A 26,029-nucleotide genomic window follows, 5' to 3' on the forward strand; every position below is an offset into this window, starting at 1 on the left:
AACGAATATTGCAGACCTCCCAGCCTTGTCTGATCCACTCGCGTGCTTGCCCGTTAATCCTAATTCAGCATCCCAGGTAGAAACCGGACTACTGCATCCCCATACCATCAGGTACGGACACTATTTTTCTTACTCATCTCAGGAGGTTTTATGAGTCGTATATTCTTTATCGGTGCAACCGGTGGTGTTGGTTATCGTCTTCTGCCGCAACTGATTGCTCAGGGGCACGAAGTAACAGCGTTACACCGTAAGCCTGAACAGGCCGATTCACTCAATCAGCAAGGCGCGACACCTGTTGAAGGCGATATAATGGAACTTGACCGAAGTGAGTATAAAAAACTGCTCGACGGACACGACACCATTATATTTAGCGCCGGCGCAGCAGGCAGCGGTAAAGATCGCACCAACAAAATAGATGGCGACACCCCGGCACTACTGACAGAGCTGGCCGAGGAGCTAGGCATTAGACGCTTTTATTTAGTCTCCGCCTTCCCAGAAGCAGGACGTACCAAAGGGTTGGGCGAAGGGTTTGAACATTACATGCAGGTCAAGAAAGCGGCCGATGCCAGCCTGGTTAAATCATCACTGGACTGGGTAATATTACGCCCGGGCACTCTGCTCGATGAGGATGCCAACGACAAGGTCAGTCTCGATTATGCACTCACCTATGGTTCGGTTAAACGCGGTAATGTGGCGAATACCCTGGCAGCGATTATTGCTAACCCTACCATCCGCAGGCAGATCATTGAGCTTACCGATGGTAACGACACTATTCGTGACGCAGTTGAAACACTCAGCAGGAATATCTGAATTCTACTCGATCTCAGTGCCGCCCCCACGCAGCAGGCTCAAGTTCTTAATGAGCAATGGGATCAGGCCCAGCGTGGCGGTGGCTATACTTAGCAGTGAATTCAGAGAGCTGCCGCTTGAATAAATAAAGATGGCCAGTAGTACCAAAAGCACTGCAAAAATAGGAATACGCAGCACGCTCCATACGCCACTGCTCGAATTGTCCATCCAGCCCTTAACGACGGAGTCTGGTTCAGCCGTTATTATAAACTGTCTAAAACTCTCATTAACAATATGCCAACCTTTATCACGGAATAAGTAACAGCGCCGAACCAACCGTTCTATGGTCACTGCACTTTCTGGATTAATACTCGCACCATGCGCCATTTTCCACAAGATCAACTTTTCTTTAACCGTACATTCTTCCCATTTACGCCGGTATAGGGGCCCCGCATGAACCAACATGAACTCAATCAACTGCTCTGGTTCCCAACATTCATTATAAACGGGGGCTTTTAAGTCTCTCACTCTAATTTGTTTGCTTACCCGTTGATTAAAGTTACTTTTAATCGTGTGGGTTATGAATGCCTCTTTAAGCGCTACAATTTCAGGCCACGCCCAGCACTCGTGATGTAGAAGTTGTTTAATATCAAAAGGATTCCCCACGCGCTGTTTACACACTGGTGACCACGCGTAGTGTTTTTCACATTCAGAAAAAAGTTTAGTCCAACCGGTCTTTTCATCTATATCAGGCGCTGCCTGACATGCTTCGTAGGCTTCCGGATGGAGCAGTCGGTATAAAGGTGCCGTTTCAGCCACAATCACCAGCAAAACCCGGCTATGTAAGTGCAGCTCATAGAGCAGTCCGAGAGCGTCTTTTCGTAATTCCTCGTTGCGGCTGACCTGCTCAAGGCCGGAAATGGCAACGACAACGGTTGGCTCATTATGGTTAACCAGCCACTTCTTAAGCTCCGACATAAAATAAAAAACATCACCGTGCTGTGTTGAGCTGTAATATTTATTCAGGCTGTCGACGACTCTGAACACATTATTCTCATACAACATACAAGGGGTGGATGATGCTGCTTTTTTTAGCTCACGTTCGGCGCAAAGGCGAGTTGTATTGAGTACCAGTAAAGAGTGTCCATTAGACGATACGTTAAACCGCGGAAATTCCCTAGCATATAACGTATCGTTATCGCACCCTTTTCGCACTCTGTATTGATCCTGAATGTGTTCCCCTAACAGGCGCTTGACAATAAGTTGGCGCGTTACCATATAAAGACCGTAAGGCAAGCCAAACATCATCAGTAACATGATCATTGCACCAGAATTGTTGCTAATGGCACTCATCATCAATAGGTCTGTTCGATAGCGTAATTCATAGTCGTCTGCATCGGTATGAACCGCTGAATGACTATCTTGTTTTACTTTCAAATCCTGTTTCGCTGCATAAGACAGGTGACTGATAAACTCTGTTTCGCTGGGTGTTTTACTAAATAACAAGTCAAAAACATTATCGGTGTTCTGCTGAATAGTTTTCGACATCTTCTCGTGTTTATACAAGCCAGCCCAGGCAGATTTGCAACCTTCCAGATCTTTTGGGCAAAATGCCCCGCGCGGAAAATAGGTTCTCAACAAATCGTTGAAATCTATTTTGAGTGTTAAATTGCATAGCGTATGATTATCAGGCGATTGGCATACGCCTCTCGTGATGAATTTTATATACTCTGCAAAGCCCTGTTCTTTCTGTTCTATTTCACTGCGGATGTGTGCTTCTTCAAACTGTGATTGGCGCTGCAGTAAATAATCATGGGCACTGTAGGCAACTAATGAAGCCGGTGTCGAGGCTCCGAGGTACACCATGCCTGTCAAAAAGAAAACATAACCTTTAGAAAATCGGGTCGATTCCCTTCGATATTTTTGCGTTTTCGTATGATCGGATGACTCTGCTTGCGCAACTACCATCGCATTATTAGTTGGGCTGATTAGATCTATCGACTTTTTCGTCGCTTTTATTTTTTCAATCTTTTTATACCACTTTTCTGCCTTCAGGCTGGCAACTAGAACGACTATCAAAAAGCCAACCCAAATGAATATCTTAAGTAAACGCCAAACAAATTGGATCACTGCACTCCAGTCAGTCTCCATATAAATGCACACAATCAAACCACAGACGATTGAGAATAATAGCGTTAAAACAAGCTTGTACTTCGACTTTACCCCCATCCATGCCGACAAGAGCGCCACCTTAATCCTAATCCATAGCCATATGCGCACTGCGCTTGTCGATTCTATTTTTCGCAAAAAAAATGCAATACTTCCAATAAGGAATAATCCACCTAAGCCGGCACTGACCCAGTTTACAGTTTCTTTCTTAAAATTAATGCCGGAGTCAAATAACCAGTTCATTGTAATTAATGGCAGTAATAACAGTGAGAATGCTAGCAAGGGCTGTCGCCACCAATAGAAAAAAACAAGACGAAGTTTAAATACAGCGACCAGCAAATAAGCTATAACCGCACACAGAATAGCCCAGAGCAACAAGCGGCCTAAAATACTCTGCACCCATCCCATTTGGAATTGCGTAAATACGCTGGCAGCAAACAATAGAAAACCAAGCGCAAGATAGTATTTTTCCCTTTCAGTATCATAACCACAGACTTCCTGCCAAAATCGTTGATGGGTAACATAACGCAACAGTATAAAAGACGGGATAAGCACTACTAAAAACAACAATACCGCCACAAATACCAGTACCATATTATTAGTTTGAAGTCCTTGGGGATTAAAGTAGATAATGAGTTTCCACGGGATACCCGAGACTACGTTTGAGTACGAGTCTTGCTCCGCCAGCGAACCTATCACCAGCTTAATCGGTTCGCCCTTGTATTCAACATTTATCAGTGTGGGCGTGGCTGAATGCTCATGTTTGCTGGCAAGCAAAAGTTCAGGATTTTGGTTTGATTCGGCAAAGAAATTCTCGATCAAACTTAAAGAATCGTCACTATGGAAAAGAACATCCCCATCTTTTTCAATCACTGCATAACCAAAGCCGATAGGTAAAACTCTGTCGATCAGCGCGGATAACCGGGTGCCAGCAATGAACATATGTGTTGGTTTTTTAGCGCCTTCATGAGCGACTCCCAGGCCTGGGTTAATCGCTTTATCAAGAGCGAGCATTAAATTTCGACGACCATCCTCAATGTTGAACACACGTTGAAGATATAAATGATAAGTGTCGACTGACTTTACCGGCGTCGCGCAAAGATTGCTATAAAGCGCAGGATAATAAGTGTCAACAAGCCAATTGAATAGTGAGACGATGCCTACCGGGCAGTAAAACAATGAACAATAGGGCAAATTGTCATCTAGCAATTTTGTTCGTTCGTACATCTCCCATACCGGTGTTTCACAGAAAGGGCGTGTTTTCGAAAATTTCCAATAGTCCCCATTCTGGCCAGCTTTTACATATTCTCGAGGGGTTAAATCTATGTTTTGAGTATACTTAACCACCTCAGACATCATTATAATGGGCTTCTGTTCTGTATTATTTATTTCGCCGTCTTTATCCAGGCTGGTAATTGATTCCACAAACGCTTTTCCTGGAGGGCTATCCTTAAGAAAAATGAGCGGTTCAGGATCTAAAACACTTTTATAATGTGCGCTAAATTTTTCCTCGCTTTTTTTATCTGACTTTACTTCTGAAATTCCTGTTAGCAACGTACCGAGTTCGGTATTAAACTCCTGTTTAGTATTTGCGAATATACGGGCTAATTGCCTCTCTTTTACGCTCATGAGGTAATCAAAGAAAAAGTGCTGCGAGAACCCAATGGTAATAACCCCAACAGACACCATTAAGCCCAGGACTATCTGACTTTTATCTCCCTTTTGAATTGCAGATGTAGCACTGATAAAACGCAATTTGATTAAAGGTATAACGGCAATCAACAGTAATAGGACTAAAATTAGCCACATCAATAAATCCGGCGCCAGCTTGAGCTTTTGTTCGTTGACTTCGCTTTTCTTGAGCACTCCCAGTAAATAGTAACGCGTTTTATCTGCACTAAGCCCTTTACTCGTTACCGGATGAAGATAAACCCGGTAATCACTATCATTTAACCGAACATCTTCGAAACGCGTACCTTCTAACTTCAGTTTAGCGTCAGCTCTATCTTCCAGGCTTTTAATTTGTGCGTTGGCCAAGCGCGCCCCTGAATTTTCTGATTGCGCAACCACTGCACCATTCTGACCTTGTGAAATATTCAAAACGTCCCTGATAAATAGCTCACTGGCGTTGTTCAGATTACCGGAATGATTGACCACTGACTTCACTTCGCCGTTGCCGTTTACCAGAGCAACCGTTTGAAACCGGTTTACTCGTTGTTTTAAGGAATAATGAATGCTACTTTCTAAGGTTAGCACTAAAACCTTATGCTCATTGGGATAGTGCTTCGAAAGCGTAAAACGGACGGTATTAAACTCGGGGATAGTAAACGAAAAAACACCTTGCTCCTGACCTTTCTCCCCGCAGCTGTAGCTTTCATCAACGCTATGTACTTTAATATCGGCAAGGTCTGATGAAGAGTTCTGCAATTTATTAAAGTTGGCCTTGCTAGCTTCTTTTAACACTTTCAGACGTGCTTCACGGTCAGTTAAAGTCCCTGTTTTACTCTCCTCAGCACCGGCTTTTTGGTAGTCAACATACTTTTCCGGCAACGTATATTTAGCGGTTGCCTGTACCTTTTCCAGGCTACGCTGAATCGTGCCTTCAACTTGCTGGAGTTCACGAAATAACAGAGTATTGAGAGTATCCTCGTTACGATCCATCTTGAGGTAATAAACAACACCAAAAATGGCACCGCCGAGGGTGAGTACAAGGGTGAGAAACAAAAGCCTGGAAAGGTTTCGTTTTAGTGGTGTCATAAAAGCATCCTGCTTTAATAACGTTGCATCCTATCGATATCGAACTTCAGTAACCACTAAACGTTATTGGTTTACATTTGTTTATTTTTTAAACAAATAATAGCCATGTATTGTAACAACTTCAACTGTTAACATTAACATAACAACCTTCCTTGACGGTTATTATGCACTGGCCAGCCCCAGTTTCACGGCGAAGTACACAAACAGGCCGCCTGCCGCTTTGTTTAGCCAAAAGCTCACCCTGCTTATACCAGCCAGACGTTTTCGTAACCACACTGTGCCGATTACGAGTAGCAGGCACCAGGACGTGCCGGTGAGTGTAAAGATTCCTCCCAGAGCCAGAAACATCTGCGTTTTGTCCGCCACTTCAGCGGGAATAAACTGCGGCACAAAGGCCAGAAAGAAAAGCGCCACCTTGGGGTTTAACACATTGGTGAAAAAGCCGCCGGCAAATATCCGTTGCAGGCTTGTGGGACGGGGTAACTCAATACTCTGCGCTTCAGCGGGCTGGATTTGTTGTTTTGCTATTAACATGGAAAAGCCCAGGTACAGCAGATAAGCACAACCCGCAATCTTAACCACCGTAAAAGCCCAGGCAGAGGTAGCCAGTAAGGCGCTTAACCCCAGCGCGGCTGCCACAATATGCACGCTAACCCCCGACATGATCCCCAATAGCGCCACCACGCCGGCACGAGCGCCCTGGGTAGCACTGCGGGCAATAATGTACAGCGAGTCCGGCCCTGGCAAAATGTTGAGTAATAAGCAGGCGAAGATAAACGGGATAACATTGATATCATCAAACATGGTGCGGTCCGAAAGAAAAGTGATGTAATTAAATTACTCCAGCCACACCAACATAGCAATCCCGGCGACAGCAAGAGCAGACCAGACGCCCGCTCTGTGATTGATTTTGTCTCCCAACATCCAGCCAATAGCGAGGGAGAGCAACACACTGGCTGCCAGCAAAGTTTGCGCAATTGCGGCTTTGGTATGACTGAAAGCCAGCATTTGTAAGGTCAGCGCCATAAAGGTGCCAATCAACACAGCAAGCGTAAACAGTCGCCAGGTTTTGCCTTTGTTGGCAGTTGTTGGCAGCCAGCGCTGTTTGGTAATCACCATAAGAAGACAGATGATCAGCAACCCACCGAGCAACCTGATCAGGCTGGCATTAAAAGCATCAATCTTAAAAGAAGTCAGCACATCGCGACTGATAACAGCACCAGTTGCCTGGCAAAGTGCTGCCAGCGCGGCATACACATATCCGGTTGGCGAAAATAAGGTTAACGCCGCACGCTTATGGAGCTTAACAATCATATCCACTGAGATGATCACCAGCGCTACGGCCAGCCATTGCTGCCAGCTCAGCCACTCACCAATCCATGCCATGGCGATTAGCGCGGTTAACACCGGGGCGAGCGTTTCAGCAATTAAAATTGACTGGGCATCGCCAATTTTATTCAACGCCTGAAAGAAAAAGGTATCTCCCAGGCCAATACCGATAATCCCGCTAAGCAACAGCCAACCCCAAGCCGGCACCGGTACTTCCATGGGTGGTATAAATACCAGGGAAACAGTGAACAGCAAACCGGCGGACAACAGTCCCTTCCAGAAATTGAGCGCCAGCGGTGTAAACGCACTGCCCAGCACTCTGAATAAGCGGGCAGACACCGCCCAGCATAACGCCGCAGCCAGGGCAGCGAATTCGCCAATCATAGTCGGATCCAATAATTCATAGCAAAAAAATACCCGGCGGAGCCGGGTATTATGTAGCGCTATTTTGACAGCTTAGAGTTCGCGTAGCCAGATATTCCTGAAGCTCACCAGGTTATCATGGTCCTGTAGCTGAATCGGCGCACAGCCATGGGCTTTATATTTTGGCGCACCAATCCACTCGGTTGTGCCCTGGAGTTCCACGTGGTTCTGTACCACCACACCATTGTGAATAACCGTCACGTACCCTGGCGACTCGAGCGCTTCACCGTCGAACCTTGGCGCGGTAAAGATTATGTCGTATTCCTGCCACTCGCCAGGCGGACGGGTAGCATTCACCAGTGGAATGGTTTGCTTGTAAACCGAAGCAGCCTGTCCGTTGGGATAGGTTTTATTCTGGTAAGAGTCAAGCACCTGAATCTCATAGCGTTCCTGGAAGAATACGCCACTGTTGTTGCGTAACTGTCCGTCCATACCGTCTTGAGGCTGTGGTGCACGCCACTCAACGTGTAACTGCACATCGCAGAAAGACTGTTTGGTGCGGATATTACCCGTTCCTGGCTTCACCGTGACCGTGTCACCACCAAGGGTCCAGGCCGCTTCACCACCTTTCACTGACTCCCAGGCTGACAGGTCTGTACCGTCAAACAGCACAACGGCATCAGACGGTGCTTTGCCTACCGGCGTTGCTACCGCTTCTGGTACAGGTTCCCAGACTTCGGTTTTTTGTGCCTGTTGCCAGGGTTCCAGCTTTTCTTCCTGGGCAGCACAAGCCGCCAGAGCCGGCGTTAACAACGCCAGGCTGACGATTGTTGCTAAACTTTTGTTGCGCATAAGTTGTATCCTTTTGTTTGGCAATGGGTCAACGACATGAAATCAGGTCGCCCAGGCTCTGTCGCCTTTCTCATAGGGTAGATCGCCATCGTACTTGCCAGGAATACCAACGTATCGAAGGACTTTGGTAGCCCCCACTTCCGACGTAAAGAAGGTAAACAAGGTTAGCTGTTTAAACATCGTGAAGTAGTGCGGTAACGGGTCAGTATCGCTTTCATCACGGCTGTTTGGACGCTTATTAACCGCGCCCCACAGGTTACGCTCAGTATTATATTTCTTTGCTTCGGCATCCAGGTCAGTCAGCAATTCAAAACGCTGTGCATTGCTTAACGCAAGGAACGGCGTGTCGAAGCGTTCATCGCTGGCCAGGTTCAGTTTACGCAGGCCGTCTTTAAACGCCTGTTGCTGAACGGGCGTGTAACAATCCGCTACCAGCACCGCCATCATATGCGCACACTGGGCATCTTTCGCTCCCGGCGTGTCAGTGCGTGGCATGATGGTTTCCGCCACTTCGCTGATTAAGCTGATGTCGTCCTTACTGAGGCCCACTTTAGAAGGGTCCGTCGCGGGTACCTTTAAACCCCAGGCCATCGCGTTACCGCCCACAAAGGCCGCACCGGTAGAGGCCGCAATCATTTTAAGAAGGTCGCGTCTATCCATCTCAGATATTCCCCTTTTTCAGTTCTTCAACAGCAAAGTTAGCAGCTCGGGCGGTTAATGCCATGTAAGTCAACGACGGGTTAACACAGGAGGCCGAAGTCATTGCCGCACCGTCAGTTACAAATACGTTGGGCGCATCCCATACCTGATTGTTTGCATTTAGCACTGAAGACTTAGGATCGCGGCCCATGCGCGCACCGCCCATTTCATGAATACCCATGCCCGGCGCGTAATCCGCGTCGTACCCTTGGACATTTTTAAGGCCCATTTTTTCGAACATTTCCACCGCGTCGTTCATCATATCTTTACGCATGGCAAATTCGTTCTCTTTGATCTCAACGTCCATCTCCAACACAGGTAAGCCCCACTTGTCTTTTTGCGCTTTGTTGAGATAAACCTTGTTGTCGTGGTTAGGTAACATTTCACCAAAGGCCGTCATACCAATAGACCAGTTGCCTGGTTCGCTCAGGATGTTTTTCAGATCGGCACCAATGCCCATTTCGGCCACGTTGCGATTCCACCCCTGACGACTTGCAGAGCCCTGATAGCCGAAGCCACGCAGATAGTCACGCTTATCATCGCCCCAGTTACGGAAACGCGGGATGTAAAAACCAGACGGACGGCGCCCGTAATAATACTTATCTTCAAAGCCTTCGATGTCGGCCGACGCGCCCACGCGGAAGTGGTGATCCATAATATTATGACCCAACTCGCCACTGCTGCTGCCCAGACCGCCGTCCCATACGTCGGTGGCTGAGTTCATCAGCATCCACACTGAGTTAAGCGATGACGCGTTGAGGAACACAATTTTACTCTTGAATTCATATGTCTGATTGTTTTCTGAATCAAGGATTTCAACACCGGTAGCACGCTTTTTGTCTTTGTCGTACAGCACACGGGTGACGATAGAGAAAGGACGTACGGTTAGATTACCGGTTGCCATCGCCACTGGCAGTGTTGACGACTGTGTAGAGAAGTAACCACCAAACGGACAACCCAGCCAGCACTTGTTACGGTACTGACAGTTCACCCGGTTTTGCTCTGGCTTGGGCTCAGTCATGTTGGCACTACGACCATTGATAATATGACGGGTGCCTTTAAACGCTTTTTGCAAACGCTTGGCGAGGTCTTTTTCCACCACGTTCAGTGGTATTGGCGGCTGGTACTGACCATCAGGCAGCACGTCCAGGCCATCTCGGTTACCACTGATCCCGGCAAAACGCTCTACATAATCATACCAGGGCGCTAAGTCGCTGTAGCGAATTGGCCAGTCTACACCAACACCTTCTTTGGCATTGGCCATGAAGTCAGTCTCATTCAGACGGTAGCTTTGACGACCCCATAATAGTGAACGTCCGCCCACGTGATAGCCGCGATACCAGTCGAAACGCTTTTTCTCCACATAAGGCGAGGTCTGGTGACTTTCCCACATACCATAAGTGGATTCATTGAGTGGGTAGTCACGTTTGATAACCGGCTCCAGCTCTTTCATTTCCTGAGTAGCCAAATCACGGTGCGGGTAATTCCACGCTTCATTATGAGCGTTCACGTAATCCTTGATATGTTCAATATTACGGCCACGCTCCAGCATCAGAACCTTTAGCCCTTTTTCAGCCAGCTCTTTAGCTGCCCAACCGCCGCTGATCCCTGAACCAACTACGATTGCATCATAGACATTGTCTGCCATTACTTGTCCCCTTTAATCGTGTCTTTTGTAAGCCCGATTTTGTGTGTTGCCCAATCACACATCACAAATCAGAATGGCTTCGCGCAGCGATTCAATCTGATCCTGAATGGTTTTTGGGGTTGGTAAAAACTCCTGAGCTACATATCCGCTAAAGCCGGTTGCATTAATCGCTTTGATAATCGCCGGATAAAACAGCTCCTGGGTATCATTTATTTCGTTTCTGCCGGGAACGCCGGCAGTGTGGTAATGACCAAAGTACTCATGGTTCTCCCGGATGGTACGAATAATGTCACCTTCACTGATTTGCATATGATAAATATCATAAAGCAGCTTAAAGTTAGCTGAACCAAGCTGTTTACAAAGGGCTATCCCCCATGCGGAGTTATCCGCAAAGTAATCTGGGTGATCCACCTTGCTGTTAAACAGCTCCATTTGCAGAATAACGCCGCGTTTTTCAGCCTGTTTAATAATTCGCTTTAAGCCGGTAACAGCATGTTTCAAACCCTGCTCCGGACTAACGCCCCGTTTGTTACCGCTAAAACAAATCAGGTTGCGGTAACCAGCATCGGCGACTAAATCGATATGCTTTAAATAGCGCTCCGTCAGTTGGTCATGAAACGTTGGATCGGCCCAACCATCTTCAAGGTTGAGCTCCGCGCCATTACACATCGAGCTATCGATGCCGTACTTTTTCAGTGTCGGCCAGTCAGCGGGACCAACCAAATCAATGGCGTTAAAGCCTATGGCTTTAGCGGCAATACACAGTTCTTCAATGCTTAACTCGCCATAAGTCCAGCGAGCGACCGAATGATTAATATTCCCTTTTAGTTTTAACCCTGCAATGTTATCCGGCAATGCCGCCAGCGTCGACGAACTAAAACTGGCACCGGTTACCCCGAGCACCATTTTCTTGAGCAGGTCGCGACGCGCTATCAGCGCGTCGGACAAAGCAGAATCCACCGCTTTATCAGGCATCTGCCTTAACCTCTTCTTTCTTAAAGATTAACAGGAACAATACCAGTACCACTGCCGCGAACGCCGCCGGGAACAACCAGATTTGCTGCCAGGCGTGGCCTGCATCACCAGCATAGTTGTCGGTAATCTGACCCGCCACCCAGAAACCTACCAGCATACCTACACCGTAAGTCGCCAGCGTAATCAGGCCTTGAGCGGCACTTTTCACTTTGTCACCCGCTTTGGCATTGGTATAGATTTGACCTGACACAAAAAAGAAGTCATAGCAGATACCGTGCAGGGCAATACCGATGATCAGCAGGAATAAGCCGGACTCGGCGTCACCAAAAGCAAACAACGCATACCGCAATACCCAGGCCGCCATACCCAGCAACAGCGTCATTTTGATACCAAAGCGATTGAGGAATACCGGCAGTGCCAGCATAAATAATACTTCAGACACCTGACCCAGCGTCATTTTACCGGTCGCGTTTTCAACGCCGATTTCGGTAAGAAACGGGTTGGCATTCTGGTAGTAGAAGGCCAGCGGAATACAGATCAGAACGCTTGATGCGAAGAACACAAAGAAGTTACGGTCTTTTAATAGTGCCAGGGCGTCCAGGCCCAGTAACTGACCAAGGCTGGCCGCTTCTGAACCTTTTGCGGCCGGTGGCGTGGCAGGCAGCGTAAAGCTGTAAATTCCCAACGCAAGTGATGCTATTGCACACAGCATAAAGGTGTTGCGGAGCATGCCATCAGCAATACCTTGCTGAGAATCCCACGAGAACACATAGCTGATTACCAGACCAGCAACGATCCAGCCGATAGTACCCCACACACGAATTTTACCAAACTCTTTAGACGGGTCAGACATTTGCCCGAACGACACCGAGTTAACGAGTGCAAGTGTTGGCATGTAAGCAATCATGTAGCCCAATACGTAGGGGTAGAAGCCGGCAAAGTCGGTCGACATGTACATCATGTACATTAATGCCGCGCCCACCAGATGCAGAATACCCAGGATACGCTCAGCATTAAAGAACCGGTCAGCAATCAGACCAATGATAAACGGCGCAATGATCGCTCCCCAAGACTGAGTTGAGAACGCCATACCAACTTCACTGCCCGATGCACCGAGCGTGCCGCCAAGAAACGTTCCCAGCGTCACAAACCAACCACCCCAGATAAAAAACTGGAGAAACATCATAATACTCAGACGTATTGTTATTGTGTTCATAGGCTCCTCGCCAACTGTCTGTACTATTTGTACTAGCTACTTGTTGTTATTAATCTGTTAAACCCAGAATCCGGCGGTTGCGCTCTTCGCTCGCTTCAGCGCCGGCAAAATCATCAAACGCATGCTTGGTAGGTTCAATGATATGGCTGGCAATAAACGGCGCCCCCTCGGCGGCACCCTGGGCTGAATCTTTCAGGCAACACTCCCATTCCAGTACTGCCCAGCCATCAAACCCGTACTGGGTGAGCTTGCTGAAAATACCCTTGAAGTCCACTTGTCCATCACCCAGCGAACGAAAACGCCCTGGACGGTCCACCCAGTCTTCGTAGCCACCGTACACGCCAGAACGACCGGTAGCGTTGAATTCGGCATCCTTAACGTGAAACATCTTGATACGGTCGTGATAACGATCGATAAAATCCAGGTAGTCCAATTGCTGCAGTACAAAGTGGCTTGGATCGAACAGGATATTGGCACGCGGGTGATTATCCACCGCTTTCAGGAAGCGCTCGAAGGTGGCGCCATCATGCAAATCTTCTCCTGGGTGAATTTCGTAGCAAACATCTACACCAGCCTCATCAAACGCATCCAGAATTGGCTTCCAGCGTTTGGCCAACTCGGCAAAGCCTTGTTCTACCAGACCAGCCGGACGCTGTGGCCATGGGTAGACAAGATGCCACAGTAACGCACCGGAAAAGGTTGCATGAGCTTTCAGTCCCAACCGTTCGCTTGCCTTAGCGGCAAATTTTAATTGCCCAACAGCCCATTGAGTACGTTCCTGCGGTTTACCATGCAGGTGTTTGGGTGCAAAGTTATCAAACAGCTCGTCATACGCTGGATGCACCGCCACCAGTTGACCTTGCAGATGGGTTGAAAGTTCGGTGATTTCAATGCCGGCATCGCGACAGATGCGCATCACTTCATTACAATAGTCCTGACTTTTAGCAGCCAGTTCTAAATTAAAAATATCGTCGTTACCGGTAGGCATTTGAATGCCTTTGTAGCCATTCTCAGCAGCCCACTTAACAATGGTATCAAGCTTATTAAATGGCGCTTTATCACTGACAAACTGGGCTAAAAAGATAGCCGGGCCTTTAATCGCAGACATGGTTTACTCTCCTGCTTAATTCGTTAATTAGGTGCGTGTTATTCAACGTCGAAAAAATCGGTCCATTTGGCGTCACTGGCGGTGCTCGCCAGCATGGTTTCGATAAAGGCATTACCACGCAAACCGTCTTCCAAACCCGGCACCCCATCGGCTTTACCTGTTTGCCCGCTGCGAACCGCTTTGGCAAACAAGGTATATAAGTTAGCCATGGCTTCCAGATAACCTTCCGGGTGACCACCCGGAATGCGGCAGCGAGCGTTGGCTTCTTCACACAGGCCAGGCATACCGCCACCTGCACGCAGAGTAACCATTGGGCCGGTTAACGAGCGTACCAACAGTGAGTTTGGATTCATCTGCAACCACTCTAAACCACCTTTTTCACCGTAAACGCGGATTTTCAGGCCATTTTCTTCACCTGCACACACCTGGCTGGCCATCAACACACCAGACGCGCCGTTTTCAAAGCGCAGCAGTGCTGCGCCATCATCGTCCAGACGGCGTCCTTCAACGTGGGTATGCATGTCGGCGCACAGCTTGGTTACCCTGTCGCCAGCAACAAATTCAGCCATGTTTAGCGCATGCGTACCAATGTCGCCCATGCAGCCGCTGCCGCCGGATTTGCTCGGATCAGTACGCCAGCCAGCCTGCTTATTGTCCTGCAGTTCGATGCCTTCGCTCAACCAACCCTGCGGATACTCCACAAATACTTTGCGAATTTTACCCAGCTCGCCGTTAGCGACCATGTGCCGCGCCTGCCATACCATGGGATAGCCAATATAGGTGTGCGCCAGGCCCAGTAATACCGGTTTTGCCTGCAACACCGGCTTGAGTGTTTTGGCTTCGTCCAGAGAAATAGCCAGTGGCTTTTCGCAGAACACGTGGATACCGGCTTCCAGCGCAGCCTTGGTGACTTCAACGTGCAGGTGATTCGGCGTAACCACCGCGAGCACCTGTATACGTTGGTCTTCAGGCAGTTTGGCCTCCTGTTCGATTAAAACCTGCCAGCTCTCGTACGCACGGTCCGCTGAAATACTCAGCGATTCGGCAGTTTCAAGGTTATTTTCCTGGTTGCGGCTAAACGCACCACACACCAGTTCGTAATGTCCATCCAGCCCGGCTGCATGACGGTGCACCGCACCAATAAAAGCGCCCTGACCGCCGCCGATCATGCCTAAGCGAATTTTCTCAGTTTTTGCCACGTTCAAACCTCGATTTGCGATTTTAGCCCAAAACGCACTTGTGTACTTTTTGTTAATCATGTAAAAATGTAACGGATTACATCGGAGTATATCAAGATTATTCTCCAGATCTAGTCCAAATTAATGACAAATATGTTAACAGAGTCGGATGATTTTTGTTTAAAGCGCGAATAACACGCAATTTTAGCTAGCTGTAAACAAAATTTTTGTTAACATAAAAAACAACAAATGTTATCGGTTACATCACTTTTCCAAATGACGTGAGGGCGATTAGTTGTCGAATATAAGAGCAGTTGCTGACCTGGCAGGCGTGTCGGTTGCTACGGTGTCGCGTACGTTACAGCAGCCAGAATTAGTATCGCCAAAAACCCGGACCAAAGTGACCCGGGCCATTGAACAGCTCAATTACAAGCCTAATTTAATGGCGGTTAAATTTCGCTCCGGCAAAACCCACAATATAGTGGTACTGGTGCCCACGGTCGCTAACGTATTCTTTGCCCGTGTGATCCGCGGTATGCAGGAGGCGGCAGCCGCTGAGGGTTACTCTTTATTACTGGTGAATACCATGGGCGACGATGCCACTGAGCAAAACTACGCCCGAATGATCCATACTTCGCAGGCCGATGGTGTTGTACAGCTGCGCGCCTTTAACCCCTTTAATGAAAATGATACGAATACTCAGGGCTTGTTACCCATGGTCAACGCATGCGAAATTCTCGATACACCGCAATGTCCAACCGTGTCGCTGGATAACCGCCTGGCCGCCACTGCGATGACCGAACATTTGGTTAAGCTTGGCCACCAGCATATCGCTATGATCAAAGGGCCGGCGGCCAGCCCGTTAACCCGTGAGCGTATGCTCGGTTTCAAGGATGCTCTGCAGGCCGCCGGACTCAATTATTGTGACCAACTCATGTTCGATGGAGACTTCACCCTGCAGTCCGGCTATGACGCTGCCGATCGAATTCTCAGTCAGTCACATCCGGTCAGCGCGATTTTTTGCGAAAACGACGAGATGGCTCTGGGCGCCATCAGCCGCCTGAAAACTGCCGGATTGCGCGTTCCCGAGGATATTTCGATTTCCGGCTTCGACAATATCGCGTTTTCAAATTTCAGCGATCCGCCATTAACGACTATCGCCCAACCGGCTGAAGAGTTTGGCGAGACCGCAATTAACCTGCTCATTGATGTATTAAAGGGCAAGGCCAAACGGGCAGTAAAAGTCATTCTGCCGTACCAGTTAATTACCCGTAGCAGCACAGGGCCAGCCCCCATGCAACCGGTCAACTTAACCCAGTAAGGCTGTATACATGCCAGTAAAAGGGAGAAAAACTATGTCGCAACACCGTAAAAACGGCTCTATCGTCCCCCCCGTCTCTGCCAGCTCACTAAGCCGTCGTCGCTTTATGCAAATGTCGGCCACCGGCGTTAGCGCGCTCTTTGGTGCCGCAGCCTGTGGCGGAGCATCCACAGTGACCACAGCCGCCAAAGACAATCGCGTTGGTCTGCAACTTTACACGTTGCGCAGCATGATGGAAAAAAGCGTTACTGACACCTTAAAACTGGTTGCCAGTGTCGGCTACAAAGAGCTGGAGTTTGCCGGTTTCTACAACAACGAGCCGAAAGACGTTAAAGCATTAATGGACGAACTGGGTTTAACCGCTCCTTCCTCACACGTGTTACTCAAGTTTATGTCCACTGATGCTGACGTTGAAAAGCAAATCGAAATTGCCAACACCATGGGCCACAAATACGTGGTAGTACCATATATCTTCCCGGAAGATCGCAGTTCTGATATCGCCGGTTATCAGCGCCTTGCCGAGCGTTTGAATAAACTTGGCGAAACGTTCAAAGCGAACGGTATTCAGCTCGCCTATCACAACCACGATTTTGAGTTTGAAAACATGAACGGCCAGGTGCCTTATGACGTGCTACTCGATGAGTGTGAGGCCGACCTGCTCGCCATGGAACTGGATTTATACTGGACTGTGAAAGCAGGCCTTAATCCGGTGGATTATTTCAAGCGTAACCCCGGTCGCTTTAAGCTGTGGCATGTTAAAGATATGGATGCCCAGGGCGAGTTTGCCGATGTAGGTAAAGGTACAATTGACTTTGATGACATCTTCGCCCACGGCGAGCTGTCAGGTATTGAACATAAGTTTGTTGAACGCGACAAAACCAACGATATGGTGGAAACCATTAAGCAAGGTTACCTGGCGGTCAGTCGTCTGAATGACAAATACTAGGATTGCTGCTGTGTAAACGTTAAAAACGGGCCTTAGCCTAATGCCAGTCAGTTAAGCTGACTGGCATTTTTCTTTTTATGGGGATAACGACTCACTTTTGGCTTTATACATCTCGGGTAGACCCTGCCTTCTCGTCGAGCTGGAAGTTCGTTAAACCCTAGCTGATCAATGAGTGAGTTATAGATTACCGGGAGTTTACCCGGGCTGGTGAGTTGGAGTGTCATCAGGAACGCAACAACTGCACTTGAACAACCGCTGAAGCTAAACTGGTTAGGCTATATCCCTTTTCTGCTAGCGGCCTCTGTCATTGCTGAACGAATAAGATTATAAGCGAGTAATACCCCCCCATATTTCCTGCTCAACCATTTCAGGTAGCTTACTTCTGAAGGTATATTCGCTGTTCAGCAGTGTTTGTTTTATTTCTCTGAACCCAAGCTCGATTTCCCATCGATAGCTATATAGCTCAACGATTTCATTCCCGGGGAAGCGCATAGCATCGACCATTGAAGTAAGCACTTCACAGGTTTTCCCTTTTATCGACTTCGTTATCAGTCGTGCTTCTACGTATTCTGGCAGGTCATCGAAGCGTTTACGCGCTTGCGTTGTTGTTGCTAACCTGACTAATTTATCTTTTCGACCCAGCGCACGTATTGCTTCGAACTGAAGGTCCTTTCTGGCGGGAATTAGCCAGTGACGCTCTTCGCCCCGACTGTTCCAACGGTTTAATAAGCCCAGTGAGTAGTAACCTTTATCAAACAGGGTAAGTGAATGGTTAGGCGTATCATCAATAAGCTGTTCCGCCAATACCATCTCATTCGATTTGTATTTATCAAAGACACTGTTGATTAGCTGATGGCTAGTCAACGCCATATGACAAACCATCCTTATTTGAGGGAAGCTTGTATCACCATACTGTGTGCTGGCTGAGCCATATTTCTCACGGTTTTCAGGCGTATCCGTTGTACGCCAAACCACGCCATCCACTGCTAACAGATTAAGCCCGTTCCACGTTTCGAATTGCTGTGACTGATATCATTGCGCTGCCATTTTCATAAATACTGATTTAACAGCATCAACTCCCAACCTCTGTCGGGCCTGTACCATCGCACTAGGAGCAACCAGCGGATTCTTACCCGGTAACGCAATATCCATTTTGGTCGCGATATTCCAGACAGATTCCTGCCTAAACAAGCTCATTCCAACGACCGTCCACATAACCGCTTCGAGTGGAAGCCTGCGTTTTCTAACTGTCGCTACGCCAGCTTCAACGAAAGCTTTATCGATAATCGCCGGGTCGAGAAATGAGGACAGTTGCTCAAACGAACTGCACTGGGTGCTGGCATTGAATGCTGTATTAAGGGCTTGTTGAAGTTGCATAAAAAAATCCGATGACCTTACGATCATCGGATTTTGATCCTCTTACAGCTACTGTCAATCTCTTAACTGATCGGCATTAGGCCTTAGCCCCTTTTTTATTACGCTACTTACGCCTTAAGATACTCCCGGATCACATAGTGCAAGATCCCGCCATGCTCATAATAAGTGAACTCATTGGCGGTATCGATGCGCACCGTTAATTCAACAGTCAGGCTACTGCCATCCCCCTTGGTAACGGTCATTTGCGTGCTTTTTTGTCCGCGTTCCACCGGTTCGATGGAGAAGGTCTCATTCCCCTCCAGCCCTATAGCGTCGGCGCTATCGCCCTCGCTGAACTGTAGTGGCAGGATCCCCATACCAATCAGGTTTGAGCGGTGGATACGCTCAAAGCTTTCAGCAATGACTGCTTTTACGCCCATCAGCGAGGGGCCTTTGGCCGCCCAGTCACGGCTCGATCCGGTGCCGTACTCCTTACCACCAATAACAATAGCAGGCACGTTTTCTTCCTTGTAGCGCATGGCAGCGTGATAAATTGACATCGCATCACCACTTGGGAAGTGCGTAGTAGCACTGCCGCTGGTGCCGGGCGCCAGCTGGTTTTTAAGGCGCACATTAGCGAAGGTGCCTCGCATCATCACTTCATGGTTACCACGGCGTGAACCATAAGAGTTAAAGTGTTCCGGCGTCACGCCCAGTTCCTGCAGGTATTCGCCCGCCGGACTTTCCGGCGCAATGGCACCCGCCGGTGAAATATGGTCGGTGGTGATGGAATCGCCCACTTTCACCAGACAACGGGCGTCTTTAATGGCTCCAATGGGATCCGGCGTAGTCGACATGGTCTCAAAGAATGGCGGATGCTCAATGTAGGTTGAATCCGGCCAGTCATAGACCGACGTATCAGCAACTTCGAGTTCGTTCCACACACCGCTGCCCTTAAATACGTCGGCATACTTGGCCTTGAACAGCTCGCCGGACACATTATCTTTTATGTATTGCTGCACTTCTTCAGGCGTTGGCCACAGATCTTTGAGGTACACATCGCTGCCCTGAGAATCTTTACCGATCGGGCTGTTAGCGATATCCATTTTCATGTTACCTGCCAGTGCATAGGCCACCACCAGAGGTGGTGAGGCAAGGTAGTTGGCTGCTACATCCGGATGGATACGTCCTTCAAAATTACGGTTACCGGAAAGTACTGAGGTCACTGACAGTTTGGCTTTGCGGATGGCGGTTTCGATGGCGTCAGGCAGAGGTCCCGAGTTACCAATGCAGGTAGTACAACCATAACCGACCAGATTAAAGCCCAGCTGTTCCAGGTAAGGCATCAGGCCAGCGTCTTCCAGATACTGCGTGACCACCTGAGAACCCGGTGCCAGTGAGGTTTTAACCCATGGCTTACGGGTAAGCCCTCGTTCAGCGGCCTTCTTGGCTACCAGACCAGCAGCAATCAGAACCGATGGATTTGAGGTATTGGTACAACTGGTAATCGCGGCGATCACAACCGCGCCATCTTCCAGGTTAAATGTGTTATCACCGAGTTTTACATAAGACGCGTGATCTTCGTCGACCACCGGCGCATCGCCGCCTTCGGCAACAAAGTTGGCCTCTTCCGTTACATCAGCAACGTCGATTTGCTGCGACAACCATTCATTATAGGCCGCTGCGGCGTTATCCAGCGCGATACGGTCCTGCGGGCGTTTCGGCCCGGCGACAGAAGGAACAACTTCACCCAGATCGAGTTCGAGGGTTTCATGATATTCCGCATCTTTGCAGTTATCGTCGTGCCATAAGCCGGTTTGTTTAGCATAAGCCTCCACCAGCTCAATTTGCTGTTCATCACGCCCGGTCAGGCGAAGGTAATCCAGCGCAACATCATCGAGCGGGAAAATACCACAGGTTGCGCCATACTCAGGAGCCATATTGGCGATGGTCGCGCGGTCAGCGGTAGTCAGTGAGCTGAGTCCCGGGCCGTAAAACTCAACGAACTTGCCAACTACACCATGCTTACGCAATTGCTCGGTAATCGTGAGCACCATATCGGTGGCAGTAACGCCTGCGGGCAGCGCGCCGGTTAGTCTGAAACCGACTACCCGGGGCAGTAACATTGTCACGGGCTGCCCCAGCATCGCGGCTTCGGCCTCGATACCGCCGACCCCCCAGCCCAATACGCCGAGACCGTTAATCATGGTGGTGTGTGAATCGGTTCCTACCAACGTATCAGGGTATACCAGGGTTTCGTCCCCCTGGTCTTTCGCAAAGACGCAACGCGCCAGATATTCAAGGTTGACCTGATGCACGATCCCCCGGCCGGGTGGCACAACCTTAAAGTTGTCGAAAGAGGATTGTCCCCATTTTAAAAACTGATACCGCTCTTTGTTACGCTCTACTTCAATGGCGGTGTTCTTTTTAAGCGCATCCTTTTCGGCGAAGTAGTCTACCATCACCGAATGGTCAATCACGAGTTCCACCGGATTGAGCGGATTGATCGCCTGCGCATCACCACCTAATCGATTAATGGCGTCACGCATGGCTGCCAGATCGACAATCGCCGGCACGCCGGTGAAGTCCTGCAGGATCACTCGGGCCGGTACAAAGGAAATCTCATGGTCATCGCCATCGCTGGTATCCCACCTGGCAATGGTTTCAATATCGGCGTCGCTAACAAAGTCTGTGTGCTCGTGCCGTAGCAAGTTTTCGAGTAAAATTTTGACGCAAAAAGGTAGTCTTGCCAGATCGTATTGTTCGGAAAGCTTGTCAAAACTGATCGCAGAATAGGAATGGTCATTCACCTTAAGCGGTGAATAGGTTTGATATTTCATTTTTTACGCTTCCTTTTTCATTGCTGTGATTACTTGTCTTAAACCGTTCATGCATTTTTCTAACCAGACAATAACTCTATTAAATACTTACACTTACAAATTTAACACTAGTATATTTGAACGGCTTGATGAAATTTATACGTACCAGGGTGTGTAATAAGTTCAAATCCTTATTTTAACCCCAATTCCGTAGCAATAAATTAACAATATTTTAATAAAAGTGATGCACATACCGTTTCCCTTATGTATGCTTAATTCTTAATCAAGCCGCTACGGCCTGTATTTAAGACTTTTCTGCCAATAATGGGAATATTGGTCATGTCCCCCAGTGGAGTAATAAATGCATCCTTTAGTTAATAAACTCGGTCTGGAACCTCATCCGGAGGGTGGCTATTTTCGTCAAATCTACCGCTCTACAGCGGAGGTCAGTTCGCCCAAGCACGGTTTGCCCCGTCCTGCTGTCACGCATATTTACTTTTTGCTTTTGAAAGGTCAGGTCAGCCGCTTTCATAAAGTACTGCATGACGAAATCTGGAATCACTATGATGGCGCACCGCTTACGCTGTATCAGTTGCACCAGCAACAGCTACATGAGAAACGCATTGGCGGTCCGGAGGATGAAATGGCGACGGCCGTGCCTGGTGGTCACTATCAGGCGGCCACAACCACCGGAGGCTATTCTTTGGTGGGTTGTTCGGTTGCGCCAGGTTTCGACTTTGCTGACTTCAGCTTTATTGATGAACCGTGTTTGAAACAGTGGATCGAGCTGGCACACCCTCACCTGAGTAAATTTGTTTAACCTATCAGCCCATTAATTGATCACAAACATCTGATGCATGTACGCGGTTTGAAGCTGGCTTTTCCGACCGGGTAAGCGAGCCCGTGGAACGGGCTAAAGCTGTTAGAGCAACTGGCCGGCGACTCGCACAACCCGACACCTGATGTTGAAGCCGGGAAAAAGGGAGTAACCGCCCATCCACTCTCCTTGAGCAGCATACCCTGTCGCATCGCTAGCACCCTGTCGCATCGCTAGCACCCTGTAGAACTTTTGCTCTGAAGCTGGCGGGCCAGGATTGGGTAGGCGCTGACCAAAGCAATAAACACCGCTACCGGATTTTCATGGCCTCTCATCAGCCAACTGCTCGTTAGTATCGCGGCGGCAAACACCAGTGAGATAATTAACCGGCTTTTAGCCTTACATTTTAGGTTGTACATTAATTTCTCCGCTTGAGAATAATCATTCGTCCTGAAATATTTCTTCGATAGTTAATCCAAATAATCGAGATGCTTTAAATGCCAGGGGTAAGCTGGGATCGAACTTTCCTTTTTCGATAGCATTTATAGTTTGCCTGGACACGTCCAGCCGCTCAGCTAAATCGGCTTGGGTCCAGTCGTGCTCAGCTCTAAGCACCTTTAAACGGTTTTTCATTGGTACTTCTTCACTCCCTTTACTGTGCCAAACAAATACGTCAGCGACATCAGTACGGCAAGATGTGAAATTTGCGGCGCAAAAGGCAATATGCCGGTCTGGCTCAATGCAGAGTAAGCAAACCCTGCAACCAACCCTGTTCCCAAAGAGAACGCCATGGCCTCAAGCTGAACCTTCTGTTCCAGCTCATCCAGCCCGGACAACATTTTCTTATTTGCCCAAAGCATTGACACGCCCGCTATCAGGTTAATAACCACCATTCCTACAGTGAGCATTTCGGCGCCATTCCACAGGTAGCGGTGGCCAAAGTAAACCAAAGCCAGGGTTATCAACCATATAAAAGTTAGTCCTGCGAGGCGGCGACGATTTATCTGATTACGTTGCCTTCTGCTTAGCTGTTGGGGATCATTCATGTCAATATAACCTTCCTTTATGTAAAGCTTGCTTTACCCAAAGTAGCATAAACAAGACAAATGTAAAGTTTATTTGTCTTTTTCAGTAGTTGAGAGTGAACAATAACCTTAGCGTTGTGAGTGCAATTGTGCCCTGGTAGCTTGTTCTATTGGCCTGGTCGACTGTTAAATTTCCTCACATACCTGCTCAGGGATACGATCGATGAAGCGCTTCGGCCGGGCAAAAGTCCCCATGGGAAGACCCCTTCGACGAGATTCGGTCATTCAGCGAAAATCCACCTTATCTGTTTTACTCGCCGCTGATTGGCCAGCTAATTAACCAGCCATCGCCTCCTGCCATCACGCCATGGTGGCAGGACGTTGACTAACGCCTAAGTTTCTCAGCCAAAGATCAACGCGGTAGGAGCATAATCTGTGAGATCCGTAAACCAAAACAACGCTTGTTGCACCAGCATCAATACCCAGTAAAGAAAATCAACCATTCGCTGCTCCTTTACTGGCACTAGTTGAAACTAACATCGAGTTCGTCATTCTTTCCTCCAGTTGGGCTCATGCTGCCGTGGCGAATAACAAGGCACTCAGAGTGGCACTTACTGTTCGTATATGATTAAAAAATTGCCAGCGTCTGAGGTAGCGGCGCCAGGTTGCGGGGATCTCGCTATCTTTGGCCTGTTGCAACTGATTGTTTAAAGGCACATTGACCAGTGCCGTTACGCCCAACATACCGGTCAGGTAAATAGCGCCCGCAAGCATAGTCCCCCCTGAATGACCGGCCACCAACAAAATCAGACTCAGTAGACTGGAAGCCCAGAACATTGGCATAAACAAGGATCGCAAAATAACCCGGTTAATTTGCTGCATTACCCTGGCCCCCTGCTCATCTCCAAGGCACTGCAGAGAGGGCATTACTACCACAGAAAAAGCAAAATAAATTCCCGCCATCAGGGCAGAAAGTAAAGCGGCGAGCATCGTCAGATAAAAAAGCACTAGCACTCCTCCACCGTTTTTGGCGGCTGTCCGGCGTTTGCGTTTGCAGTGCTTGTCCCGAAAGCGCAGCCTGCATAATGACTAAAAGACACCGGCGGCCTACCCAGCAATGTCTCCAGCGTATCGGTTGTATAACTATTGCGGCCATCGAGCACCTCACTGAGCAACTGTTGCCAGTTATGGGGGCTGTCATGCCAGTGAAAAACCGGCCTGGTGGTTCTGAAAACCCCGCTGACCATTTCACCTTTTCGGTGTAACTGTTCAACAACCCGTCGGCCGGTTTTACCCGAGCCACCAAGTACCCTAAAAGGTCTAAGGGAATTAACAAGCTGTGTCATCTGAGCTCCTGCTACGGCAATACCATTTATGTCGAGCTTATAGTATGAACAGACCGCCTTAGCGGACATAGCCAGGTGTCCGCAATACCTGACCGTTCGTCCAGCGATGGGGAAATTAGACTTGGGCAGCCAATCAATCGTATAGTTAACAGGCAACTTGCAAGGACCCAGCTGAGACGCGCCCATGACTAACCCGATAAACTCACCGGAGTTCCCCGCCAACAAAGACCCTTTTGGTCCGTTCATCGAGCAATTGAAACCGCAAAATAGCCTTTACTGTTTTTCAACCCTTGCCGCGCCCTGGGGATTAGCCTTACCCGCCATGCCGGGACGGCTGATGCTGCATGTGGTAATGAGCGGTAACTGTCTGATCACCACCGACACATCGCAAATTACCCTGTCTGCCGGGACACTGGTGTTAATCCCTCACGGTAAGGGGCACAGTCTTAAATCTTCTGCTCACGTCAGGGATGTGCCGTTTTTTGACTCCGGTGTAAAGCAGCTATCCCCTAACCTTGAAGTGCTGACGATCCCCGGTCAGGGTGAAACCACACAACTTATTTGCGGTGTTGTGTCCTTCGATCCGCTGATTGGCCATTATCTGCTTGATCAGTTACCCGAAATCATTTGTTTAACGGCTGATGATTATCAGGATCTGGCCTGGCTGACATCCACCCTTGAATTAATCAAGCGTGAAGCCTCAGACCTGATGGGAGGCAGTGAAACCATTCTTACCCGGCTGGCTGAAATTATGTTAATTCAATTACTCAGGTACTGGCTGAACAACGATCCACTGGCAAGTGAAGGCTGGTTTGCAGCCATGCGCGATAATCGAATCGGCGCCGCGCTTAAAGCCATTCATCAGCAGCCGGAAGAAAAGTGGACGGTAGCAAGTCTGGCTGCCATTGCCTGCATGTCGCGCTCAGCATTTGCGGCAAAATTTACCGAACTGGTTGGCACCAGTGCCAAAAACTACCTCACCGAATGGCGCTTGACTCTGGCCTATTACCAGCTTAAAAGCGCTAAAATCCCGCTTATTGAGCTCGCTCTGAAATGTGGCTACGAGTCTGAAACCGCCTTCTCCAGGGCGTTCAAACGAGTGATAGGCATGTCCCCAAGTCTGGTAGAGCGAACCACGTTTTTATAATTTCAAGCCACCCCGACATCACATCAATTTTAATACAGATTTGTATACCTCACTATCTAAACAACACTAATTAAATTAAATAGCCATAAAAACAAAAGCAGACAGAAAAGTATATTTTCTGAAAAAACAAGCGCTTCCCCTTGCTCTGCAATTTTTCTTGCCTCTGCCC

At 48.5% G+C, this 26,029-nt stretch carries 21 protein-coding genes and 1 pseudogene; 5 read left to right on the plus strand and 17 right to left on the minus strand.

The annotated features are described in order from the left end of the window. Positions 1-150: 150 nt before the first annotated feature. Positions 151-810: an SDR family oxidoreductase gene (locus AC2T0J_RS03155; RefSeq protein ID WP_489808731.1), complete on the plus strand. Its 660-nt coding sequence runs from the start codon at positions 151-153 to the stop codon at positions 808-810. A gap of 3 nt (positions 811-813) precedes the next feature. On the opposite strand, the gene AC2T0J_RS03160 is transcribed toward AC2T0J_RS03155, so the two are convergent. The 10 genes from AC2T0J_RS03160 to AC2T0J_RS03205 all read right to left on the minus strand — a co-directional run bounded on the left by AC2T0J_RS03160 (position 814) and on the right by AC2T0J_RS03205 (position 15,074). Continuing rightward, positions 814-5,715 carry a hypothetical protein gene (locus AC2T0J_RS03160; RefSeq protein ID WP_489808732.1) on the minus strand — a complete coding sequence of 1,634 codons (4,902 nt, stop codon included), beginning with the start codon at positions 5,713-5,715 and terminating at the stop codon, positions 814-816. Positions 5,716-5,877: 162 nt separating this feature from the next. After that, positions 5,878-6,519, minus strand: a complete 642-nt coding sequence (locus tag AC2T0J_RS03165) for a LysE family translocator (RefSeq protein WP_489808733.1) — start codon at positions 6,517-6,519, stop codon at positions 5,878-5,880. Between the two features lie 33 nt (positions 6,520-6,552). Further along, entirely contained in the window at positions 6,553-7,428 is an 876-nt protein-coding gene (locus AC2T0J_RS03170; RefSeq protein ID WP_489808734.1) for a DMT family transporter, read from the minus strand. A 72-nt stretch (positions 7,429-7,500) separates the two neighbouring features. After that, positions 7,501-8,259, minus strand: a complete 759-nt coding sequence (locus tag AC2T0J_RS03175; RefSeq protein WP_489808735.1) for a 3-keto-disaccharide hydrolase — start codon at positions 8,257-8,259, stop codon at positions 7,501-7,503. A gap of 42 nt (positions 8,260-8,301) precedes the next feature. After that, positions 8,302-8,919 carry a gluconate 2-dehydrogenase subunit 3 family protein gene (locus AC2T0J_RS03180; RefSeq protein ID WP_489808736.1) on the minus strand — a complete coding sequence of 206 codons (618 nt, stop codon included), beginning with the start codon at positions 8,917-8,919 and terminating at the stop codon, positions 8,302-8,304. Position 8,920: 1 nt separating this feature from the next. After that, positions 8,921-10,606 carry a GMC oxidoreductase gene (locus tag AC2T0J_RS03185; RefSeq protein ID WP_489808737.1) on the minus strand — a complete coding sequence of 562 codons (1,686 nt, stop codon included), beginning with the start codon at positions 10,604-10,606 and terminating at the stop codon, positions 8,921-8,923. Between the two features lie 54 nt (positions 10,607-10,660). After that, positions 10,661-11,581, minus strand: a complete 921-nt coding sequence (locus AC2T0J_RS03190; RefSeq protein ID WP_489808738.1) for a hydroxypyruvate isomerase family protein — start codon at positions 11,579-11,581, stop codon at positions 10,661-10,663. Beyond that, a complete protein-coding gene (locus AC2T0J_RS03195) occupies positions 11,574-12,797 on the minus strand; it encodes a nucleoside permease (RefSeq protein WP_489808739.1) in 1,224 nt (407 codons plus the stop codon). Before AC2T0J_RS03195 ends, AC2T0J_RS03190 begins: the two co-directional genes overlap by 8 nt. 49 nt (positions 12,798-12,846) lie before the next feature. Beyond that, a complete protein-coding gene (locus tag AC2T0J_RS03200; protein WP_489808740.1) occupies positions 12,847-13,905 on the minus strand; it encodes a sugar phosphate isomerase/epimerase family protein in 1,059 nt (352 codons plus the stop codon). A 38-nt stretch (positions 13,906-13,943) separates the two neighbouring features. After that, the gene (locus AC2T0J_RS03205; protein WP_489810428.1) at positions 13,944-15,074 is read right to left on the minus strand and encodes a Gfo/Idh/MocA family protein; all 1,131 of its coding nucleotides are present in this window, start codon (positions 15,072-15,074) and stop codon (positions 13,944-13,946) included. 304 nt (positions 15,075-15,378) lie between these two features. Here AC2T0J_RS03205 and AC2T0J_RS03210 point away from each other — a divergent pair, with 304 nt between their 5' ends. Then, on the plus strand, positions 15,379-16,404 hold the full coding sequence (locus AC2T0J_RS03210; RefSeq protein ID WP_489808741.1) for a LacI family DNA-binding transcriptional regulator: 1,026 nt from the start codon (positions 15,379-15,381) through the stop codon (positions 16,402-16,404). Positions 16,405-16,438: 34 nt separating this feature from the next. Next, entirely contained in the window at positions 16,439-17,350 is a 912-nt protein-coding gene (locus AC2T0J_RS03215) for a sugar phosphate isomerase/epimerase family protein (RefSeq protein ID WP_489808742.1), read from the plus strand. Between the two features lie 47 nt (positions 17,351-17,397). Here the strand turns inward: AC2T0J_RS03215 and AC2T0J_RS03220 are convergent. Together AC2T0J_RS03220 and acnA are read right to left on the minus strand one after the other, a co-directional pair. Continuing rightward, positions 17,398-18,727 (minus strand): annotated as a pseudogene (locus AC2T0J_RS03220) (IS4 family transposase). 107 nt (positions 18,728-18,834) lie between these two features. Continuing rightward, positions 18,835-21,546: an aconitate hydratase AcnA gene (gene acnA / locus AC2T0J_RS03225; protein WP_489808743.1), complete on the minus strand. Its 2,712-nt coding sequence runs from the start codon at positions 21,544-21,546 to the stop codon at positions 18,835-18,837. Between the two features lie 340 nt (positions 21,547-21,886). Between acnA and AC2T0J_RS03230 the strand changes: the two genes are divergently transcribed. Continuing rightward, entirely contained in the window at positions 21,887-22,345 is a 459-nt protein-coding gene (locus tag AC2T0J_RS03230; protein WP_489808744.1) for a cupin domain-containing protein, read from the plus strand. A gap of 230 nt (positions 22,346-22,575) precedes the next feature. On the opposite strand, the gene AC2T0J_RS03235 is transcribed toward AC2T0J_RS03230, so the two are convergent. From AC2T0J_RS03235 to AC2T0J_RS03255, 5 genes are all read right to left on the minus strand, one after another. Further along, entirely contained in the window at positions 22,576-22,761 is a 186-nt protein-coding gene (locus tag AC2T0J_RS03235; RefSeq protein WP_489808745.1) for a hypothetical protein, read from the minus strand. 22 nt (positions 22,762-22,783) lie between these two features. Continuing rightward, entirely contained in the window at positions 22,784-22,975 is a 192-nt protein-coding gene (locus tag AC2T0J_RS03240; RefSeq protein ID WP_489808746.1) for a helix-turn-helix transcriptional regulator, read from the minus strand. Continuing rightward, positions 22,972-23,388, minus strand: a complete 417-nt coding sequence (locus AC2T0J_RS03245) for a hypothetical protein (RefSeq protein ID WP_489808747.1) — start codon at positions 23,386-23,388, stop codon at positions 22,972-22,974. The genes AC2T0J_RS03240 and AC2T0J_RS03245 overlap by 4 nt, the downstream gene beginning before the upstream one ends. A 549-nt stretch (positions 23,389-23,937) precedes the next feature. Beyond that, entirely contained in the window at positions 23,938-24,381 is a 444-nt protein-coding gene (locus AC2T0J_RS03250; RefSeq protein WP_489808748.1) for an anthrone oxygenase family protein, read from the minus strand. Continuing rightward, the gene (locus AC2T0J_RS03255; RefSeq protein WP_489808749.1) at positions 24,375-24,713 is read right to left on the minus strand and encodes a hypothetical protein; all 339 of its coding nucleotides are present in this window, start codon (positions 24,711-24,713) and stop codon (positions 24,375-24,377) included. The genes AC2T0J_RS03250 and AC2T0J_RS03255 overlap by 7 nt, the downstream gene beginning before the upstream one ends. A 184-nt stretch (positions 24,714-24,897) precedes the next feature. Between AC2T0J_RS03255 and AC2T0J_RS03260 the strand changes: the two genes are divergently transcribed. After that, on the plus strand, positions 24,898-25,860 hold the full coding sequence (locus AC2T0J_RS03260) for an AraC family transcriptional regulator (protein WP_489808750.1): 963 nt from the start codon (positions 24,898-24,900) through the stop codon (positions 25,858-25,860). The last annotated feature ends 169 nt before the right edge of the window (positions 25,861-26,029 follow it).

It is taken from the genome of Alteromonas sp. ISO5 (assembly GCF_058105165.1).

What these genes read in the sequence shown, in the direction of transcription:
- AC2T0J_RS03175 (WP_489808735.1), bottom strand. Translation starts at nt 8,259, where the DNA reads ATGCGCAACAAAAGTTTAGCAACAATCGTCAGCCTGGCGTTGTTAACG.
- AC2T0J_RS03245 (WP_489808747.1), bottom strand. Translation starts at nt 23,388, where the DNA reads ATGAATGATCCCCAACAGCTAAGCAGAAGGCAACGTAATCAGATAAAT.
- AC2T0J_RS03215 (WP_489808742.1), top strand. Translation starts at nt 16,439, where the DNA reads ATGTCGCAACACCGTAAAAACGGCTCTATCGTCCCCCCCGTCTCTGCC.
- AC2T0J_RS03240 (WP_489808746.1), bottom strand. Translation starts at nt 22,975, where the DNA reads ATGAAAAACCGTTTAAAGGTGCTTAGAGCTGAGCACGACTGGACCCAA.
- AC2T0J_RS03160 (WP_489808732.1), bottom strand. Translation starts at nt 5,715, where the DNA reads ATGACACCACTAAAACGAAACCTTTCCAGGCTTTTGTTTCTCACCCTT.
- AC2T0J_RS03165 (WP_489808733.1), bottom strand. Translation starts at nt 6,519, where the DNA reads ATGTTTGATGATATCAATGTTATCCCGTTTATCTTCGCCTGCTTATTA.
- AC2T0J_RS03200 (WP_489808740.1), bottom strand. Translation starts at nt 13,905, where the DNA reads ATGTCTGCGATTAAAGGCCCGGCTATCTTTTTAGCCCAGTTTGTCAGT.
- AC2T0J_RS03260 (WP_489808750.1), top strand. Translation starts at nt 24,898, where the DNA reads ATGACTAACCCGATAAACTCACCGGAGTTCCCCGCCAACAAAGACCCT.
- acnA (WP_489808743.1), bottom strand. Translation starts at nt 21,546, where the DNA reads ATGAAATATCAAACCTATTCACCGCTTAAGGTGAATGACCATTCCTAT.
- AC2T0J_RS03190 (WP_489808738.1), bottom strand. Translation starts at nt 11,581, where the DNA reads ATGCCTGATAAAGCGGTGGATTCTGCTTTGTCCGACGCGCTGATAGCG.
- AC2T0J_RS03170 (WP_489808734.1), bottom strand. Translation starts at nt 7,428, where the DNA reads ATGATTGGCGAATTCGCTGCCCTGGCTGCGGCGTTATGCTGGGCGGTG.
- AC2T0J_RS03195 (WP_489808739.1), bottom strand. Translation starts at nt 12,797, where the DNA reads ATGAACACAATAACAATACGTCTGAGTATTATGATGTTTCTCCAGTTT.
- AC2T0J_RS03155 (WP_489808731.1), top strand. Translation starts at nt 151, where the DNA reads ATGAGTCGTATATTCTTTATCGGTGCAACCGGTGGTGTTGGTTATCGT.
- AC2T0J_RS03180 (WP_489808736.1), bottom strand. Translation starts at nt 8,919, where the DNA reads ATGGATAGACGCGACCTTCTTAAAATGATTGCGGCCTCTACCGGTGCG.
- AC2T0J_RS03185 (WP_489808737.1), bottom strand. Translation starts at nt 10,606, where the DNA reads ATGGCAGACAATGTCTATGATGCAATCGTAGTTGGTTCAGGGATCAGC.
- AC2T0J_RS03205 (WP_489810428.1), bottom strand. Translation starts at nt 15,074, where the DNA reads ATGATCGGCGGCGGTCAGGGCGCTTTTATTGGTGCGGTGCACCGTCAT.
- AC2T0J_RS03230 (WP_489808744.1), top strand. Translation starts at nt 21,887, where the DNA reads ATGCATCCTTTAGTTAATAAACTCGGTCTGGAACCTCATCCGGAGGGT.
- AC2T0J_RS03235 (WP_489808745.1), bottom strand. Translation starts at nt 22,761, where the DNA reads ATGTACAACCTAAAATGTAAGGCTAAAAGCCGGTTAATTATCTCACTG.
- AC2T0J_RS03255 (WP_489808749.1), bottom strand. Translation starts at nt 24,713, where the DNA reads ATGACACAGCTTGTTAATTCCCTTAGACCTTTTAGGGTACTTGGTGGC.